Below are 15,881 nucleotides of genomic sequence, written 5' to 3'. Positions count from 1 at the left end.
AACAGGTTACAGAAACATGGCTGCGTACCGCTACCAGCCGCAGGAATACGCCGCTCGACACAAATCGGAACGTGTTCTAGTCTTTGTCTTATGTTGGCCCCCGCAAGCCACCTTTGGAGGAAACCGTGACGTCCATTCAACAACGCGACGCCCAGTCGGTCCTAGACGGCGTCGACGAACTACTGCCCAAGTTGCGCCAGCGGGCCCAGGAGACCGAGGACCTGCGGCGTCTGCCGGACGCCACAGTGAGCGAGCTGCAGGAAATCGGCTTTTTCAGGCTGCTGCAGCCCAAGCAATGGGGCGGGCTGGAAACCGACCCCGCGGTGTTCTACGAGGCGGTGCGGCGGATCGCCAGCGCGTGCGGTTCCACCGGTTGGGTCAGCTCGATCATCGGTGTGCACAACTGGCACTTGGCGTTGTTCGACCAGCAGGCCCAGGACGAGGTCTGGGGCGACGACGCAAACGTGCGTGTCTCGTCGTCCTACGCGCCGATGGGCGCGGGCACGGTCGTCGACGGCGGCTACCTGGTCAGCGGTTCGTGGAACTGGTCGTCCGGCTGCGACCACGCCACCTGGGCTTTCCTGGGTGGCCCGGTGATCAAGGACGGCCGGCCGGTCGACTTCGGCAGCTTCCTGATCCCGCGCACCGAGTACCGCATCGACGACGTCTGGCATGTGGTGGGCCTCAAGGGGACTGGCAGCAACACCGTCGTCGTCAAAGACGTGTTCGTGCCGCGGCACCGGTTCCTGTCGTACCGGCAGATGAACGACGGCACCGCCGGCGGTTATCAGAACAACACCGCCGCGGTCTACAAGATGCCTTGGGGCACAATGCATCCCACCACCATCTCGGCCCCGATCGTTGGCATGGCCTACGGCGCCTACGAGGCGCACGTGGAGCACCAGGGCAAGCGGGTGCGCGCAGCTTTCGCCGGCGAGAAGGTCAAGGACGACCCGTTCGCCAAGGTCCGCATCGCCGAGGCGGCCAGCGACATCGACGCCGCGTGGCGGCAGCTGATCGGCAACGTCAGCGACGAGTACGCACTGCTGTCCGCCGGCCAGCAGATCCCGTTCGAACTGCGGGCCCGGGCCCGTCGCGACCAGGTGCGCGCCACCGGGCGCTCGATCGCCTCGGTCGACCGGCTGTTCGAGGCATCCGGTGCCACGGCATTGGCCAGTGATGCTCCGGTGCAACGCTTCTGGCGCGACGCGCATGCCGGCCGGGTGCACGCGGCCAACGACCCCGAGCGCGCGTACCAGATCTTCGGGAACCACGAGTTCGGGCTGCCGCCCGGCGACACCATGGTCTGATGCGCTCCACGACGCAAGAGCTCACCTTCGAGTCCACCTCACGCTTCGTCGATGTCGACGTCGACGGACCGCTGAAGCTGCACTACCACGAGGCCGGTGTCGGACACGAGCAGACGATCGTGCTACTGCACGGTGGCGGACCGGGCGCGGCGAGTTGGACGAACTTCTCCCGCAACATCCCGGTGCTGGCGCAGCGCTTTCACGTGTTGGCCGTCGACCAGCCCGGCTACGGGCACTCCGACAAGCGGGCCGAGCACGGACAGTTCAACCACTACGCCGCCCGGGCGCTGAAGGGTCTGTTCGACCACTTGGGGCTGGGACGCGTTCCGCTGGTGGGCAATTCACTCGGCGGCGGCACCGCGGTCCGGTTCGCGCTGGACTACCCGGACCGGGCGGGCAAGCTGGTGCTGATGGGCCCCGGCGGACTCAGCGTCAACCTGTTCGCGCCCGACCCGACCGAGGGCGTCAAGCGACTGGGCAAGTTCTCTGTTCAGCCGACCCGGGAGAACCTCGAGGCGTTCCTGCGGGTGATGGTCTACGACCAGAAGCTGATCACCCCCGAACTGATCGACCAGCGCTTCGAGTTGGCCGCCACACCCGAATCGCTGACCGCGACCCGGGCGATGGGAATGTCGTTCTCCGGGGCGGATTTCGAGCTCGGCATGATGTGGCGCGAGGTCTACAAGCTGCGTCAGCCGGTGCTGTTGATCTGGGGCCGCGAAGACCGGGTCAACCCGATCGACGGTGCGCTGGTGGCGCTCAAGACGATTCCGCGTGCCCAACTGCACGTCTTCGGCCAGTGTGGACACTGGGCGCAGGTGGAGAAGTTCGACGAATTCAACAAGCTCACCCTCGACTTCCTGGGCGGTGCGAGATGAGTATCCGTGCACTGGGTTACCTGCGCATCGAAGCCACCGACATGCAGGCTTGGCGCGACTACAGTCTGAAAGTCCTCGGCATGGTCGAGGGCAAGGGCGCGGCAGAGGGTGCGCTATATCTGCGGATGGACGACTTCCCGGCTCGCCTGGTGATCGTGCCGGGTGATCACGACCGCCTGCTGCAGGCCGGCTGGGAATGTGCGAATGCCGAAGGCCTGCAAGAGATCCGAAACCGGCTCGACGTCGCGGGCACGCCCTACAAGGAGGCCACCGCCGCCGAGTTGGCCGACCGCCGGGTCGACGAGATGATCACGTTCTGCGACCCGTCCGGCAACGGCCTCGAGGTCTTCCACGGCGTCGCGCTCGAACACCGTCGCGTCGTCAGCCCGTACGGCCACACGTTCGTCACCGGCGAGCAGGGCCTCGGCCACGTCGTGCTGACCACCCGCGACGACGCTGAGACGCTGCACTTCTACCGCGACGTGCTGGGTTTCACGCTGCGCGATTCGATGCGACTGCCGCCGCAGGTGGTGGGCCGGCCCGCCGACGGGCCGCCGGCCTGGCTGCGGTTCCTGGGCTGCAACCCGCGTCACCACAGCCTGGCCTTCATGCCGGGGCAGACCCCGAGCGGCATCGTGCACCTGATGGTCGAAGTCGGCGAAGCCGACGACGTCGGGCTGTGCCTGGACCGGGCGCTGCGGCGCAAGGTGCCGATGTCGGCGACGCTGGGCCGACATGTCAACGACCTGATGCTGTCGTTCTACATGAAGACTCCCGGCGGATTCGATGTCGAATTCGGTTGTGAGGGAAGGCAAGTCGAAGACGAAGGCTGGATCGCCCGGGAGAGTACCGCGATCAGCCTCTGGGGGCATGACTTCAGCGTCGGCTTCAAGTAATGTCCGAGCAGATCGACGCCCGCGCATTCCGCAGTGTGCTGGGCCAGTTCTGCACCGGCATCACGATCATCACCACCACCCACGACGACGCGCCGGTGGGCTTCGCCTGTCAGTCCTTTGCGGCGCTGTCGCTGGATCCGCCGCTGGTGCTGTTCTGCCCGACCAAAGTGTCGCGGTCCTGGAAAGCCATCGAGGCCAGCGGAAACTTCTGCGTCAATGTACTGACCGAGAGCCAACAGCATGTCTCGGCCCGGTTCGGCTCCAACGAACCGGACAAGTTCGCCGGAATCGACTGGCATCCCTCGGAGCTCGGCTCGCCGATCATCGAGGGATCGCTGGCCTACATCGACTGCACGGTGGCCTCGGTGCACGACGGCGGCGATCACTTCGTGGTGCTCGGCGCGGTGCAGTCGCTGTCCGAAGTCCCCAAGATCAAGCCGCGTCCGTTGCTGTTCTACCGCGGCGACTACACCGGCATCGAGCCGGACAAGACCAGGCCGGCGCAGTGGCGTGACGACCTGGAAGCGTTCTTGACAGCGACCACGCAGGACACCTGGCTATAGTCGGCGTGGTGTCCATTATTGACGCGGGCTCGACATCTGATGTTCAGCACGGCCCGGAGTGGATCTGCCCGCTACGGGCTGCGCGAGTAGCCGAACCCAGAACGAGAAGTCCGCGTTGATTCGGGTTGGCTTCGTAGCGCTCTCGGCGGCCGTCGCGGCGGCTACGCTGTACCTCGCCGCTGTCGGGCCGTGGGGTTGGTGGATACCCGCTGTCGTTGTCACGGTCACCGCCGCGGTGGGTGTCTACGACTTGGCTCAACGCAAGCACTCGGTGCTGCGCAACTACCCGGTTCTGGGGCACCTGCGGTATTTGCTGGAAGCGTTGCGTCCGGAGTTGCAGCAGTACTTCATCGAGCGCAATTTCGACGGCCGACCATTCGACCGCGACGTCCGCTCGTTGATCTATGAGCGCGCCAAGGGCACCGCCTCCGAACTGTCGTTCGGCACTGAGCGCGATATCGACAAAGACGGCTACGAATACCTGCTTCATTCGACGGCCCCGGTCGATCCGCCACAAGAACCTTTTCGGGTGCGGATCGGTGGGCCCGACTGCACAAAGCCGTATGACATGGCGCTGATGAACATCTCGGCGATGAGTTTCGGCGCGCTGTCGGGCAACGCGTTGCGGGCGATGAACAACGGGGCGCGCAAGGGGCACTTTGCTCACGACACCGGAGAAGGCGGGCTTACTCCGTATCATCTCGGCGGAGCTGATCTGGTGTGGGAGATCGGTTCGGGGTACTTCGGCGCTCGGACCAGAGATGGCTCATTCGACCCGGATCAGTTCGCGGACAAAGCGGCTCATGACGCGGTGAAGTGCGTTTCGATCAAGCTGAGCCAAGGAGCGAAACCTGGTGTGGGCGGAGTCCTGCCGGCGGCGAAAGTAAGCCAAGAGATTGCCGGATACCGGGGAGTGCCAGCCGGCGAGAAATGCGTCAGCCCCCCTGCGCACACGGCGTTTCGCACACCGCGCGAACTGATCAGATTCGTGGCGCGGTTACGCGAACTGACCGAGGGCAAACCAGTCGGGTTCAAGCTGTGTGTCGGTTCCAGGGTCGACGTGTTGGCAATCTGCAAGGCGATGCTTGCCGAAGGCGTGACAGCCGACTTCATCATCGTCGATGGCGGTGAAGGCGGCACCGCCGCCGCACCGCTGGAATACGAAGACCACGTCGGCCTTCCACTGACCGACGGATTGATGATTGTGCACAACGCACTGGTGGGGACGGGACTGCGCGACAAGATACGCATCGGCGCCAGCGGCAAGGTCGCAACCGGCAACGACATCGTCAAACGGCTTATCCAGGGCGCCGACTACACCAACTCGGCCCGATCGATGATGATGGCGGCCGGCTGCATTCAATCGCAACGCTGCCACACCAACCATTGCCCGGTCGGGGTCGCAACCCAGGACCCGCGCCGCGCGCGGGCTCTCGACGTAGCGGACAAAAGCGAACGCGTGTACCGCTATCAGCAGGCAACTGTTGCTCAGGCGATGCGCATCATGGGGTCGATGGGTGTATCCGATCCGACGATGCTCAACCCGCATATGTTGCACAAGCGTGTCTCACCCACCCGGCAACATTCCTACGCCGAGCTTTACGAATGGCTTACCCCCGGGGTGCTGCTGGACCATGTGCCGCCCGGATGGCGGTCCGATTGGGAATCCGCCGACGCGGACTGTTTTGCGCCTGCCGGGATGTCTAGGTCGTCGAATGTCTAGCGGAGGATCATGCCCACTGTCGCTTCGGTGATCGTCACCGCCCTTGCCGATCTGGGAGTCCGCCACGTGTGGGGCGTCGTCGGTGACGCGCTGAATCCCATCACCGACGCAATCCGGCGCGAAGACCGGCTCGAATGGGTCGGTGTGCGTCACGAGGAGGTGGCCGCGTTTGCGGCGGGCGCGCAGGCGCAACTCACCGGATCGCTGGGAGTGTGCATGGGAACCGTCGGCCCCGGTTCCATACACCTGCTCAATGGTCTGTACGACGCGAAAAAGTCACATGCCCCCGTTCTGGCCATCTGTGGTCAGGTACCGACGTCGGACATGGGGAGCAACTTTTTTCAGGAAGTCGACAATGACGCGGTATTCAGCAGCGTCAGCGAATTTCACGCCACGGTCACGGCGCCCAGCCAACTGCCGCATCTACTCGAGCAGGCCGTCAATACGGCGCTCGCTCGCCGGGGTGTCGCCGTGCTCAGCATCCCGGGTGACATCGGTGATCAGGATGTTTCCGAATCGACAACCTCGTTCGCGCTTCCCCATGCCGGCCAAGTACCCGCTCACGCAGATGTCCAACTCGCGGCTGACACTCTCGCCAAGGCAGGCAAAGTCGCCTTGCTGGTGGGGTGCGGCGCGCGTGACGCGCGTGACGAAGTGCTGGCCGTGGCTAAAGCGCTGGCCGCTCCTATGGTGCTGACGTTGAAAGCCAAGGAAGGCTTCGACGGCGATAACCCCTATCAGCTCGGTCAGACAGGTCTGATCGGCAACCCAGCCGCCCATCTTGCCCTGCACGGCGCCGACATGCTCTTCCTCGTCGGCACCGATTTTCCCTATCGCGACTGGCTACCGCAGGACAAGAAGGTCGTACAACTCGACACCCGACCCGAACACATCGGCCGTCGGGCACCCGTTGCCGTTCCTCTCGTCGGAAATGTGAAAGAGACTCTGGCGCAACTACTTCCACTGCTCACAACGCGCTCTGACACGAAGTTCTTGGACCGGCATCGTCGCGAGTACGAGGTCTGGCACTCGGCGCAGCGACGGCTTGCCGAGCCCGATCACGACCGCAAACTGCTGGGACGGATACGTCAGCATCTGGACAATCCCGACGAGCTGATTCGGCCGGAACTTGTCGCTGCCGTGATCAACGACGCCGCCGCCGACGATGCCATCTTCACCTCCGATACCGGCATGTCCACCGTGTGGCTATCGCGCTTCGTCGAAATGCGCGGTCGCCGTAGGCTGCTCGGATCGTTCAACCTGGGGTCGATGGCCAACGCCATGCCGCAGGCGCTGGGGGCCGCCGCGTTGGACCGCTCCCGGCAGGTGATCGCGTTCTGCGGCGACGGAGGCCTGATGATGCTGCTTGGCGATCTGCGGACGGCGGTCACCTATCGGCTGCCGGTGAAATTCGTGGTGTTCAACAACGGCAGACTCGGCATGGTCAAGCTCGAGCAAGAGCAAAGTGGATTGCCCGAGTACGGGACCAAACTCGACAATCCCGACATCGCCGCCGTGGCACAGGCGATGGGGCTGGATTCTCAATTGGTTGTCCGACCCGACGATGTATCCGGCGCGGTGGCGGCCGCTTTGGCGCACGACGGCCCTTACCTGCTGGACTTGCGCACCAATCCCGATGAAATTTCGATACCGCCCAAACCTACCGTCGAGCAGGGCTGGGGATTCGCGATCGCGAAGCTCAAGGAAACGTTGAACAGCCGAACGTGAGCTGAATGCGAGTCCACCGTCGTACCCGGGTCGCATTCAGTGCCAGCGGGTTTGGTGTTCAGCGTGGGTGCCCAGATAGGCACCGGGCCCGAATAACTGGTCGTAGAAGTCGATGTCGAGATGTTGCGCCTGCAGGTACATCAGGACGTGCACGGTGGGCATCGTGCCGGGTAGTTTGCCGAAGGTGTCGTAGATGTACGACGCTTCCGCGGTCACCATCTCCTGAATGCCATCCGGCGGCAGGGCCGAGCCGCGCACCTTGCCGGAATCCGCCCACGGGCCCCGCGTATCGGCGTGAAATGGTCCACCGGGAGCGAACTTTCGGGCAACAAGCTTCTCCACCCCGGCCGCGACCGACCGCACATGCGGGGGGCTGAGCGTCTCGAAAAAACCGGGCAGCCCGGTGACGTTGGGGAAGGGCCAACGGTCGTCTGTGTCGGCGACAAAACCCAGTCCGGGTGCCCGCGGATCACCGGAGCCGCCCAGGACGGACAGCCGGTCCAACCCGTCGTAGGTCCAGCCGCCGAGCCCCATTGCCTGCAGCGCGAGCACTCCGTTGTTGGTGGCGATCGCGAGTTCCGCGCTCGCCTCGGTGATCGTGTACTGCTCGACGAAAGACAGCGGCAGCGGGTCCTCAGCATGAGCCAGCGATGAAAACTGTTGCAGGCCGGGTATTTTACGGCCGTTGATGTCGTCGGTGATCGGATACCCGTTGGCGGCGAAGAACCACAGATTCTCCATCAGGTGCTCAGCCAGGTCTGCCGCCGGGAAAGCCAGCAGGCTGCCCGGGTGATTGCCGATCCAGGTGTTGTGGCCTTCCATGTACGGCTCTTCGCGGGGCAGTTCGAGCCGGGTATTCGCGATCCGGACGTAGGAGTCCGCGGTGTGGCTGATCCACGCTTCGATGCTGTCGAGTTCTTGCGGCTTCTCGTCGCGGCTGGGCAGTAGGTAGGTCCCGGAGTCGTCGGTGAAAAACAGTTGGCTGGTGTGGAAGCCGGCCGCCGACGGGAAGGTCCGGCCCGTCGCGCTTCCGGAGTAGTTGGGCAACGACGGCGCGTAGCCGGGATGATGGGTGATCCCGAAATTCCAGCCCGTCACCCCACCGGTCACCGAAATCAGCAGTGCCCGTTCGACTTCCGACAGCGGCTGGACGGGTCGTCGACTGGTGTACGCCAGCGCGCCGTCGGGGATCTGGCCGCCGACCGGGAACCGGCGGGATCTGCGGCCCGTCAACGCCGCCATCAGCGGGAACCGGGCAAGGTCGGCCAGCGCGGCACGCTCGTGCTCGGAGATGACCAGGCTCACGCCGCGATTGTCTCAGCCCACTGCGCCGCGCTCACGCCAGGGACAGAAACAGCTTCTCCAGTTCGTCCTCGGTCAGCGGTGTCGGTGTGCCCGCTTCGTTGCTGGCGATGCAGTGCCGCATGCCAGATGCGATGATCTTGAATCCGGCGCGATCGAGGGCCCGCGATACCGCAGCGAGCTGCGTGACCACGTCTTTACAGTCACGGCCTTGCTCGATCATGGCGATCACACCGCCGAGTTGCCCCTGCGCGCGTCGCAGTCTGCTGAGTACCGCGTTCATGCTGTCGACGTCGTCGGCCATCTACCCACCTTCCGTGGCTTGTGATCATATCCTACCCCGGGGGGTATGCCCGGGTTCGGTTCCAGTTTAACGGCGGGCGGGGGACTTTCGCCGGGTGATCTGGGCACCCACGGCGGCCATGTCGAGATTTCCCACCTGCCTGATCAAGTCGTCCAGCGCTGCTTTGGGCAGGGCACCGGCCTGGCGGTAGACCAGGATGCCCTCGCGGAAGGCCATGATGGTCGGAATCGAACGGATATTGCGGCTCGCCGCATATCGGCGCGAATGCCCGACACGGGCCGCACCACGGAGCCCAGAAATCGACCAGCACGATTGCGCCGTCGACAATGGTGGACTCGAAATCAGTTGTGGTGATGTTCTTTACAGCCATGACAGGGGCCCTTTGTCACTGTGCGTCGCCGGCATCGGCGAATTCGCAGAATGCGGTGTAGGCGCGGGCGCCGTAGATGGTGGCGGGTCCGCCGTGCATCAGGATGCTGACGCCGATTGCCTCGGCGGCCTCCTCTTTGGTGGCGCCGGCGCGAGCGGCTCCGCGTGCGTGTGAGGCGATGCAACCGTCGCATCCGGCGACCACGCCGATGGTCATCGCGATGAGTTCCTTGTGTTTGGTGTCCAATGCGCCTGCGGTCAGCGCGGCTTTGCCCATCTCGTTGAATCCGCGGTACACCTCCGGGATCATCTGCCGTAGCTCACGGTGCTGTGGGTTGAGGTCGCTCAGGACATCGTGGTAGTGGCTGTTTGTTGTCATGCCCTATACAATAGGGATACCCCGCCGGGTATTCCGCAGTGCGAGATGACATAGGGAGTGACGATGACCACCGATCTGTCCACGAAGCTTGACGTCGAATTCGACGAAGCCGTCGAGCGAACGACGCAAGCGCTGGCGGAGCAAGGTTTCGGCGTCTTGACGACGATCGATGTTGCGGCCACGTTGAAGAAGAAGCTCGGAAAAGACATGGAGAAGTACCTGATCCTGGGTGCGTGCAATCCGGGACTTGCGCATAAGGCGCTGGATATCGACCGGCAACTCGGCCAGTTTTTGCCGTGCAACGTCGTGGTGCGAGCCGACCCGGCCGGCGGCGTGCTCGTCGAGGCGATGGACCCACAGGTGATGGTGCAGTTCGCAGACCAGGCAGATGCCTTGCAGGCAGTGGCAGATGAGGCCGCAGCCAAGCTACATGCCGCGATCGAGCAGTTGCACCACACCGCATCGGCGTAGCGGGCCACCCAGGTTGTCCGGCATCCTGTGGCCGGCGCCTAAGTCGTAGTGATTGGGAGAACTCATGGCACGAATCGTCGTACTCGGCGCCGGCATTGCCGGTCACACCGCAGCTCTGCTTTTGCGCCGCTGGCTGCCCCGCAAGCACGAGGTCGCCGTTATTTCCCCCGCTGCGGACTGGAACTGGATTCCGTCGAACATCTGGGTCGGCGTCGGACACATGGACGCGTCCAAAGTCTTGATTCCGCTGCGTCCGATCTACCGACGCAAGGGCATCGTGTTCTACCAGGGCCTCGCGACCGCGATCCGACCCGAGGGAACCGGCGAGAATGGCTCGCCTTCGGTGGATTTCACCTACACCGATGACGAGCACCGTGGCGAGACCGGCAGCCTGAGCTATGACTTCCTGATCAACGCGACCGGCCCGCAATTGAATTTCGCCGCCACTCCGGGGCTTGGTCCCGACGGTCACTCCTACTCGGTGTGCACGGCCGATCACGCCGTTGAAGCCGCGAAGGCGCTCGATGGTGTCGTCGCCAAATTGAAGGCCGGTGAGCGACAACGCCTGGTGATCGGTGTCGGGCACGGAACCTGCACCTGCGAGGGTGCGGCTTTCGAATACACCTTCAATGTCGAGCACAAGCTGCGCGAGGCCGGCGTGCGTGACCTGGCCGACATCGTCTACCTCACCAACGAATACGAACTCGGCGACTTCGGTGTGGACGGCATGAGCTTCGTCGAGAAAGGTTTCGTCCAGTCCAGTCGGCTGTGGACCGAATCGCTGTTCCGGGAGCGTGGGGTCAGGGCCATTACCCAGGCTGCCGTCCACGAGGTGATGAACGGCAAGCTTCGCTACGAGCAACTCGACGGCACAGAACACCATCTGGACTTCGACTTCGCAATGTTGCTGCCGCCGTTCAAAGGCGTAAGCCTGGCCGCCTACGACAAGGACGGCACCGACATCAGCTCAGAATTGTTCGCGCCGTCGGGTTTCCTCAAGGTCGACGCGGACTACTCCGGCAAACCGTATGACGAATGGTTGGCCGACGACTGGCCGCACACCTACGAGTCCCCGAGTTACCCGAATATCTTCGCTCCCGGCATCGCGTTCGCGCCGCCACACCCGATTTCGCGGCCGCGCAAAAGTTCTCGCGGCACCGTCATCACGCCGAGCCCGCCCCGTACCGGTATGCCGTCAGGTGTCATGGCCAAGACGGTCGCCGAGACCATCCGGGACCGGATCAAGCACCCCGAGGCCAGTGCCCATCGTGCTTCCATGGCGGTAATGGGGGCCGCGTGTGTCGCATCGGCCGGCACCGGACTTCGCCGTGGTTCGGCCGCTTCGATGACGATGTATCCGGTCGTTCCCGACCCGGTGCGGTACCCACAGACTGGTCGTGACATCGCCGGCACGTCCGGGGAGCTGGGCCTGGCTGGTCATTGGATCAAATTGATGCTGCACTACATGTTCATCTACAAGGCGAAAGCTCGGCCACTCTGGTGGCTGATACCTGAGTGAAAGGCATTCTCGTGCAACACGGTGATGATTATTCCGAGGTTGACCAGAGGACCGCCGAGCGCATTGCCGATGCCCCGCTGCCCACGGCACCGACGCTGCGGATGCGCCGCAACCCCGTGATCCAGTTCGGGCGGTTCGTCCGCATCAGTCTCAAAATGGTGCGAATCATCATCGGCGGTCACGAGTAGGGTTCTGCCCTACTGCCTCGACCCGTTACCGGGTGCGTTGAGCGTTGCGGGCCGAGGCTCGCCGCTACGCCGCGCGCCGGTCACAGTGTCGGCATCCTCACCCAGGAGCAGCGATCGGACCATGCTGCGTGTCCCGAACGGGCGCAGCATGTAGCTGGCCGGACGTGGTCGAACTCGTTGCGGCCACCAGAACCACCGGCCGAGCAAGGCGGCGAGCGATGGCGTCATGAACGATCGCACGATCAGGGTGTCGAACAGCAAGCCCAACCCAATTGTGCTGCCGGCCTGGCCGATCGAGAGCAGGTCGCTGGCGACCATCGACATCATGGTGAAGGCGAACACCAGGCCTGCCGAGGTGACCACGCCACCGGTTTCGCCCATCGAGCGGATGATGCCGGTCTTCAGTCCGGCGCCGATCTCCTCCTGGAACCGCGATACCAGCAGTAGGTTGTAGTCGGAGCCGACGGCGAGCAGGATGATCAAGCCGAACACCGGCGCGATCCAGTTCAGGTCCAGGCCGAAGATGTGCTGCCATACCAGCACCGAGAGCCCGAAAGCGGCGCCCAGCGACAGCAGGACGGTGCCGACGATCACCAACGACGCCACCAGTGCGCGGGTGATGATGACCATGACGACGAAAATCAAGGTCACCGCCGCGATTCCGACGATCAGCAGGTCGTAGTGCGAGCCCGACTGGATGTCGCGGTAGATGGCTGCCGTCCCGGCCAAGTAGAACTTGGCGTCGGTGAGCGCCGTTCCTTTGACCGCGTGATGGGCAGCCTCCAGCTCCGGTGTGACCGCGGCAATCCCCGCCGGGGTCGCCGGATCGGCGTCGTGGGTGATGATAAGCCGCGCAGCCTTGCCGTCCGGCGACAAGAAAAGCTTCAATCCCTTTTGGAAGTCCGGATTTTGGAACGCTTCCGGCGGCAGATAGAAGTAGTCGCCGCTCTTGGAGGCATCGAAGGCCTGACCCATGGCGCTGGCCGTATCGGTCATCTTCGCCATCTGCGTGACCAGGCCCGCGAAGCTGCTGTGCATGGTGAGCAACGTCCCCTGCATGGATTTCGCGACGGCGATGATCGGTGGGAACTCGGCAACCATCTGCGGAATGATCGCGTCGACGGTGCCCACGTCGTGGATCAGCGTGCTCAGGTTCCCACTGAACTTGTCCACGCCGTCGATAGCCTCGAACAACGACTTCGCCGCCCAGCAGACGGGGATGTTGAAACAGTGCTGTTCTGCGTACAAATAGCTGCGGAACGGCCGCGCGAAGTCGTCGAAGTCCGCGAGGTGATCCCGCATCTCGTCGAGTGTGGCCTGCATGTCGTGCATGTCGCCGACCATGCGATGCGTGGCGTTGCTCATCGTCGTCAGCAAGCCTTGCAACCGCTGCATCGAGGCGATCATGGCGCCGAGGTCGTCGCTCATTTTGAGCATGTCGGCGGTCCGGTCCCTCATGAATTGAAGGTTTTCCTGGATCGGGATCGATTGGGCGCTTATCTGGAAGGGTATCGACGTGTGCTCGATCGGACCGCCCAACGGCCGGGTAATGCTTTGTACCATCGCGATTCCCGACGCACGAAAGACGTCCTTGGCGAGCCGGTCCAGAATGATCATGTCACCGCTGTTGCGCATATCATGATCGCTCTCGATCATCAGGATGTCGGGATTCATTGTGGCGGCGCTGAAGTGGCGCTCCGCGGCGGCGTATCCGACATTCGACGGTAGATCGCTCGGTATGTAGTACCGGTCGTTGTAGCTGACCTTCATGGTCGGCATGATCAGAATGCCGGCGATCGCGATGACCAGTGACGCTGCGAACACCGGGCCGGGCCAGCGCACGGTGGCAGTGCCCATCCGCCGCCAGCCGCGGGTCTTGATCATCTTTCGGGGGTCGAGCAGGCCGAACCCGGTCGCCACGGCCACGACAGCCGGCGCCGCGGTCAGCGCTCCCGCGACGACGACAAGCAGGCCCAGCGCGGACGGAATGCCCAGCGCTTTGAAATAGGACAGCCGTGCCAGGTGCAGACAGAAGGTGGCACCGGCAATCGTCAACCCCGAACCCAAGATGATGTGAAACGTCCCACGAAACATGGTGTAGTAGGCCGTTTCCCGGTCCTGGCCGGCCTGTCGGGCCTCCTGGTAGCGGCCGATCAGGAAGATCGCATAATCCGTTCCCGCGGCGATCGCCAGCGAAGACAGCATGGCGACCACGAACGTCGAGAACCCGAGCAGGTCGTAGTTGCCGAGCAATGCGACAAGCCCTCGGGCGGTGCCCATCTCGAAACCGACCATGACCAGAACCAGAAGCATCGTGCTGACCGAGCGATAGGCGATGAACAGCATGATCATGATGACCACGCCGGTCACACCCATCATCGTGAGCATGCTTTTGTCGGCGGCGTCGTTCATGTCGGTGGTCAGCGGTGCCGGGCCGGTCTCATACACCTGGAGCCCCGCGGGAGGCGCTGATCTGTCGATGATCTCCCGCACCGCTTTGACGGACTCGTTACCCAGGGTGCTGCCCTGGTTACCGGCCAGATTCAGCTGGACATACGCGGCTTTGCCGTCGCGGCTCTGCACGCCGGCGGCGGTGAGCGGATCGCCCCACACGTTCTGGACGTGCTGGACGTGCTTGTGGTCAGCCTGCAGCGTTTTCACCAGGCGGTCGTAGTAGTCGTGAGCCTGCTCACCGAGCTGCTTGTCGCTCTCCAAGACGATCATCGCGGTGCTGTCGGAATCCGACTCGTGGAATGTCGCGCCGATGTGCTTGGCGGCGATCATCGCCGGCGCGTCCTGTGGCGACATCGTCACCGCGTGGTTGCGGGCGACCGACTCGATCGGCGGCACCAGCACGTTCAACGCGACGGTCAGCAGCAGCCATGCGATCAGAATCGGTACGGCGAACCTGCGGACGAACCGCATGAATTTCGGGCGTGTTTCGGTGTCGGTATTCATCCGGCCTTCACCAGGCAGGATGTTTGCGCATGGTGCTCACGCGACGACTGTTCGTCCTTGACAACGCCGTTGACGGTGATGCGGCATCCAAGCTTGTCGCTGTTGCCCTGCGCGACGAGATTGGCGATCACTGCGGACACCGTCGTGCTGACCGTCAGGGTCCAGGGCAGGCTGGTGAAGGCCGCCTGTTCCGGCTGGGCGTTCATATTCAAGTAGCTCACACTTCCTGCCGTGTCACGGGGGCCGAAAACCTGGTAGGTCACTCGCTTGACGTGGGTTTGTTGGAGCGGTTCGGCGCTGCTGCCGGTCGCGGAGAAAATCGGTTCCGAGCCGAAGGCGCCGCGAAGCTTATCGACGGCGATACCACCCAGGGCGACCGCCACCACGACGACGAGCGACACCCAGGCGCGTTTGAGCAAAGTCGACATCGAAGCTTCCTCGATTCTTGGCTCTCCTAAAGCACTTTTCCGGCTGTCCCGTAGGCGACACAGTGCCGTTCGACCCTGCACGGAGGGTCTTGAGTATGCGCACCAGCCAGAGCCGAATATACCCTACAGGGTATAGTAGCAAGGTGGCGGCGGGCTGCCGGGTTGTATACGGTGGGGGGTATCGCGACCTGAAGGAGTGGACCTTGACCGACAAACGCATGCAGGAGTACCCGCCACGCGTGGTGAGGCTATGGCTGGACCCCGTGTGCCCCTTCTCGTGGAACACCGCACGTTGGCTCACCGCCGCCGCAGAGGCCGACGACTTCACCATCGACTGGCACATGATGAGTCTGGCGGTCCTCAACGAGGGCCGGGAATTGCCGCCTCCTCAACAGGCTCGGATGCAGGATTCTCGAAAGATTGGGCGCCTGATGGCCGCTCTGCACGAGGAGCTGGGTGCTGACGTGTTGAGCACTGCCTATATGGCGTTCGCCCAACGGTACTTTGACGATTCAGCAGATGTGGACGACGAACTCGTCGACCACGTCACCCGTGCGGTCGGCGCTCAACGCACCGGCGCCTCAGCGCTCGACGACCACACTCTCGACGCGACCGTGGTGCAGTTTCACCAGGCCAGCCAGGACGCGTTGGGGGACACCGGTGGCAGCCCCCTGCTGACCATCGACGGGCATACTGTTTTTGGACCAGTGTTCACCGCTGTGCCGGATCCCGAAGAGACGCCGGCCGTCTTCCGCGCCGTCGCGGCATTGATGCGCACGCCACAGTTCAGCCAACTACACCGGCCCCGCGGCCACGCCTGAGAGAGTACTGATCGCCATGTGTTTCGCCACTCGTTGCCGGGTCT

15 protein-coding genes and 1 pseudogene are annotated in these 15,881 nt (G+C 63.7%); 10 read left to right on the top strand and 6 right to left on the bottom strand.

Features of this window, described 5'->3' with window-relative positions; all coding sequences use genetic code 11:
• Positions 1-125 precede the first annotated feature (125 nt).
• The 6 genes from hsaA to ABDV69_RS08300 all read left to right on the top strand — a co-directional run bounded on the left by hsaA (position 126) and on the right by ABDV69_RS08300 (position 7,098).
• On the top strand, positions 126-1,310 hold the full coding sequence (gene hsaA / locus ABDV69_RS08325; RefSeq protein WP_343573192.1) for a 3-hydroxy-9,10-secoandrosta-1,3,5(10)-triene-9,17-dione monooxygenase oxygenase subunit: 1,185 nt from the start codon (positions 126-128) through the stop codon (positions 1,308-1,310).
• On the top strand, positions 1,310-2,188 hold the full coding sequence (gene hsaD / locus ABDV69_RS08320; RefSeq protein WP_343573190.1) for a 4,5:9,10-diseco-3-hydroxy-5,9,17-trioxoandrosta-1(10),2-diene-4-oate hydrolase: 879 nt from the start codon (positions 1,310-1,312) through the stop codon (positions 2,186-2,188). The genes hsaA and hsaD overlap by 1 nt, the downstream gene beginning before the upstream one ends.
• Complete coding sequence (gene hsaC / locus ABDV69_RS08315) at positions 2,185-3,084, top strand: iron-dependent extradiol dioxygenase HsaC (protein WP_343573189.1); 900 nt, start codon at positions 2,185-2,187, stop codon at positions 3,082-3,084. The genes hsaD and hsaC overlap by 4 nt, the downstream gene beginning before the upstream one ends.
• Positions 3,084-3,647, top strand: coding sequence for a 3-hydroxy-9,10-secoandrosta-1,3,5(10)-triene-9,17-dione monooxygenase reductase subunit (gene hsaB / locus ABDV69_RS08310; protein WP_343573187.1), 564 nt, complete (start codon positions 3,084-3,086; stop codon positions 3,645-3,647). Before hsaC ends, hsaB begins: the two co-directional genes overlap by 1 nt.
• A 115-nt stretch (positions 3,648-3,762) precedes the next feature.
• Complete coding sequence (locus ABDV69_RS08305; protein WP_343573229.1) at positions 3,763-5,370, top strand: FMN-binding glutamate synthase family protein; 1,608 nt, start codon at positions 3,763-3,765, stop codon at positions 5,368-5,370.
• Between the two features lie 9 nt (positions 5,371-5,379).
• The gene (locus ABDV69_RS08300) at positions 5,380-7,098 is read left to right on the top strand and encodes a thiamine pyrophosphate-dependent enzyme (RefSeq protein ID WP_343573186.1); all 1,719 of its coding nucleotides are present in this window, start codon (positions 5,380-5,382) and stop codon (positions 7,096-7,098) included.
• Between the two features lie 36 nt (positions 7,099-7,134).
• Here the strand turns inward: ABDV69_RS08300 and ABDV69_RS08295 are convergent, their stop codons facing one another.
• The 4 genes and pseudogenes from ABDV69_RS08295 to ABDV69_RS08280 form a co-directional block, all read right to left on the bottom strand.
• On the bottom strand, positions 7,135-8,403 hold the full coding sequence (locus ABDV69_RS08295; protein ID WP_343573184.1) for a hypothetical protein: 1,269 nt from the start codon (positions 8,401-8,403) through the stop codon (positions 7,135-7,137).
• A gap of 31 nt (positions 8,404-8,434) precedes the next feature.
• Complete coding sequence (locus tag ABDV69_RS08290; RefSeq protein WP_343573182.1) at positions 8,435-8,704, bottom strand: metal-sensitive transcriptional regulator; 270 nt, start codon at positions 8,702-8,704, stop codon at positions 8,435-8,437.
• A gap of 66 nt (positions 8,705-8,770) precedes the next feature.
• Positions 8,771-9,074: pseudogene (locus ABDV69_RS08285) on the bottom strand (thioredoxin domain-containing protein).
• 15 nt (positions 9,075-9,089) lie between these two features.
• Positions 9,090-9,452, bottom strand: a complete 363-nt coding sequence (locus ABDV69_RS08280; RefSeq protein ID WP_343573181.1) for a carboxymuconolactone decarboxylase family protein — start codon at positions 9,450-9,452, stop codon at positions 9,090-9,092.
• Between the two features lie 63 nt (positions 9,453-9,515).
• On the opposite strand from ABDV69_RS08280, the gene ABDV69_RS08275 reads away from it, so the two are divergent.
• The 3 genes from ABDV69_RS08275 (at position 9,516) to ABDV69_RS08265 (ending at position 11,630) form a co-directional block, all read left to right on the top strand.
• Positions 9,516-9,923, top strand: a complete 408-nt coding sequence (locus ABDV69_RS08275) for a DUF302 domain-containing protein (RefSeq protein WP_343573180.1) — start codon at positions 9,516-9,518, stop codon at positions 9,921-9,923.
• Between the two features lie 64 nt (positions 9,924-9,987).
• Positions 9,988-11,442, top strand: coding sequence for an FAD/NAD(P)-binding oxidoreductase (locus tag ABDV69_RS08270; protein WP_343573179.1), 1,455 nt, complete (start codon positions 9,988-9,990; stop codon positions 11,440-11,442).
• 11 nt (positions 11,443-11,453) lie between these two features.
• Positions 11,454-11,630: a hypothetical protein gene (locus ABDV69_RS08265; protein WP_343573177.1), complete on the top strand. Its 177-nt coding sequence runs from the start codon at positions 11,454-11,456 to the stop codon at positions 11,628-11,630.
• Between the two features lie 9 nt (positions 11,631-11,639).
• Here ABDV69_RS08265 and ABDV69_RS08260 read toward each other — a convergent pair whose 3' ends face one another.
• Together ABDV69_RS08260 and ABDV69_RS08255 are read right to left on the bottom strand one after the other, a co-directional pair.
• Positions 11,640-14,588 carry an MMPL family transporter gene (locus ABDV69_RS08260; RefSeq protein ID WP_343573175.1) on the bottom strand — a complete coding sequence of 983 codons (2,949 nt, stop codon included), beginning with the start codon at positions 14,586-14,588 and terminating at the stop codon, positions 11,640-11,642.
• A complete protein-coding gene (locus ABDV69_RS08255) occupies positions 14,585-15,016 on the bottom strand; it encodes an MmpS family transport accessory protein (protein ID WP_343573174.1) in 432 nt (143 codons plus the stop codon). Before ABDV69_RS08255 ends, ABDV69_RS08260 begins: the two co-directional genes overlap by 4 nt.
• 218 nt (positions 15,017-15,234) lie before the next feature.
• Here ABDV69_RS08255 and ABDV69_RS08250 point away from each other — a divergent pair, with 218 nt between their 5' ends.
• Positions 15,235-15,837, top strand: coding sequence for a DsbA family protein (locus ABDV69_RS08250; RefSeq protein WP_343573228.1), 603 nt, complete (start codon positions 15,235-15,237; stop codon positions 15,835-15,837).
• Positions 15,838-15,881 lie beyond the last annotated feature (44 nt).

Source organism: Mycobacterium sp., from assembly GCF_039583785.1.
GTDB lineage: Bacteria > Actinomycetota > Actinomycetes > Mycobacteriales > Mycobacteriaceae > Mycobacterium.
Note: the sequence above shows the minus strand (reverse complement) of the source record. Positions and strands in the feature narration are given on the sequence as shown.

What these genes read in the sequence shown, in the direction of transcription:
- ABDV69_RS08300 (WP_343573186.1), top strand. Translation starts at nt 5,380, where the DNA reads ATGCCCACTGTCGCTTCGGTGATCGTCACCGCCCTTGCCGATCTGGGA.
- ABDV69_RS08275 (WP_343573180.1), top strand. Translation starts at nt 9,516, where the DNA reads ATGACCACCGATCTGTCCACGAAGCTTGACGTCGAATTCGACGAAGCC.
- hsaD (WP_343573190.1), top strand. Translation starts at nt 1,310, where the DNA reads ATGCGCTCCACGACGCAAGAGCTCACCTTCGAGTCCACCTCACGCTTC.
- ABDV69_RS08290 (WP_343573182.1), bottom strand. Translation starts at nt 8,704, where the DNA reads ATGGCCGACGACGTCGACAGCATGAACGCGGTACTCAGCAGACTGCGA.
- ABDV69_RS08250 (WP_343573228.1), top strand. Translation starts at nt 15,235, where the DNA reads ATGCAGGAGTACCCGCCACGCGTGGTGAGGCTATGGCTGGACCCCGTG.
- hsaB (WP_343573187.1), top strand. Translation starts at nt 3,084, where the DNA reads ATGTCCGAGCAGATCGACGCCCGCGCATTCCGCAGTGTGCTGGGCCAG.
- ABDV69_RS08260 (WP_343573175.1), bottom strand. Translation starts at nt 14,588, where the DNA reads ATGAATACCGACACCGAAACACGCCCGAAATTCATGCGGTTCGTCCGC.
- ABDV69_RS08270 (WP_343573179.1), top strand. Translation starts at nt 9,988, where the DNA reads ATGGCACGAATCGTCGTACTCGGCGCCGGCATTGCCGGTCACACCGCA.
- hsaC (WP_343573189.1), top strand. Translation starts at nt 2,185, where the DNA reads ATGAGTATCCGTGCACTGGGTTACCTGCGCATCGAAGCCACCGACATG.
- ABDV69_RS08255 (WP_343573174.1), bottom strand. Translation starts at nt 15,016, where the DNA reads ATGTCGACTTTGCTCAAACGCGCCTGGGTGTCGCTCGTCGTCGTGGTG.
- ABDV69_RS08280 (WP_343573181.1), bottom strand. Translation starts at nt 9,452, where the DNA reads ATGACAACAAACAGCCACTACCACGATGTCCTGAGCGACCTCAACCCA.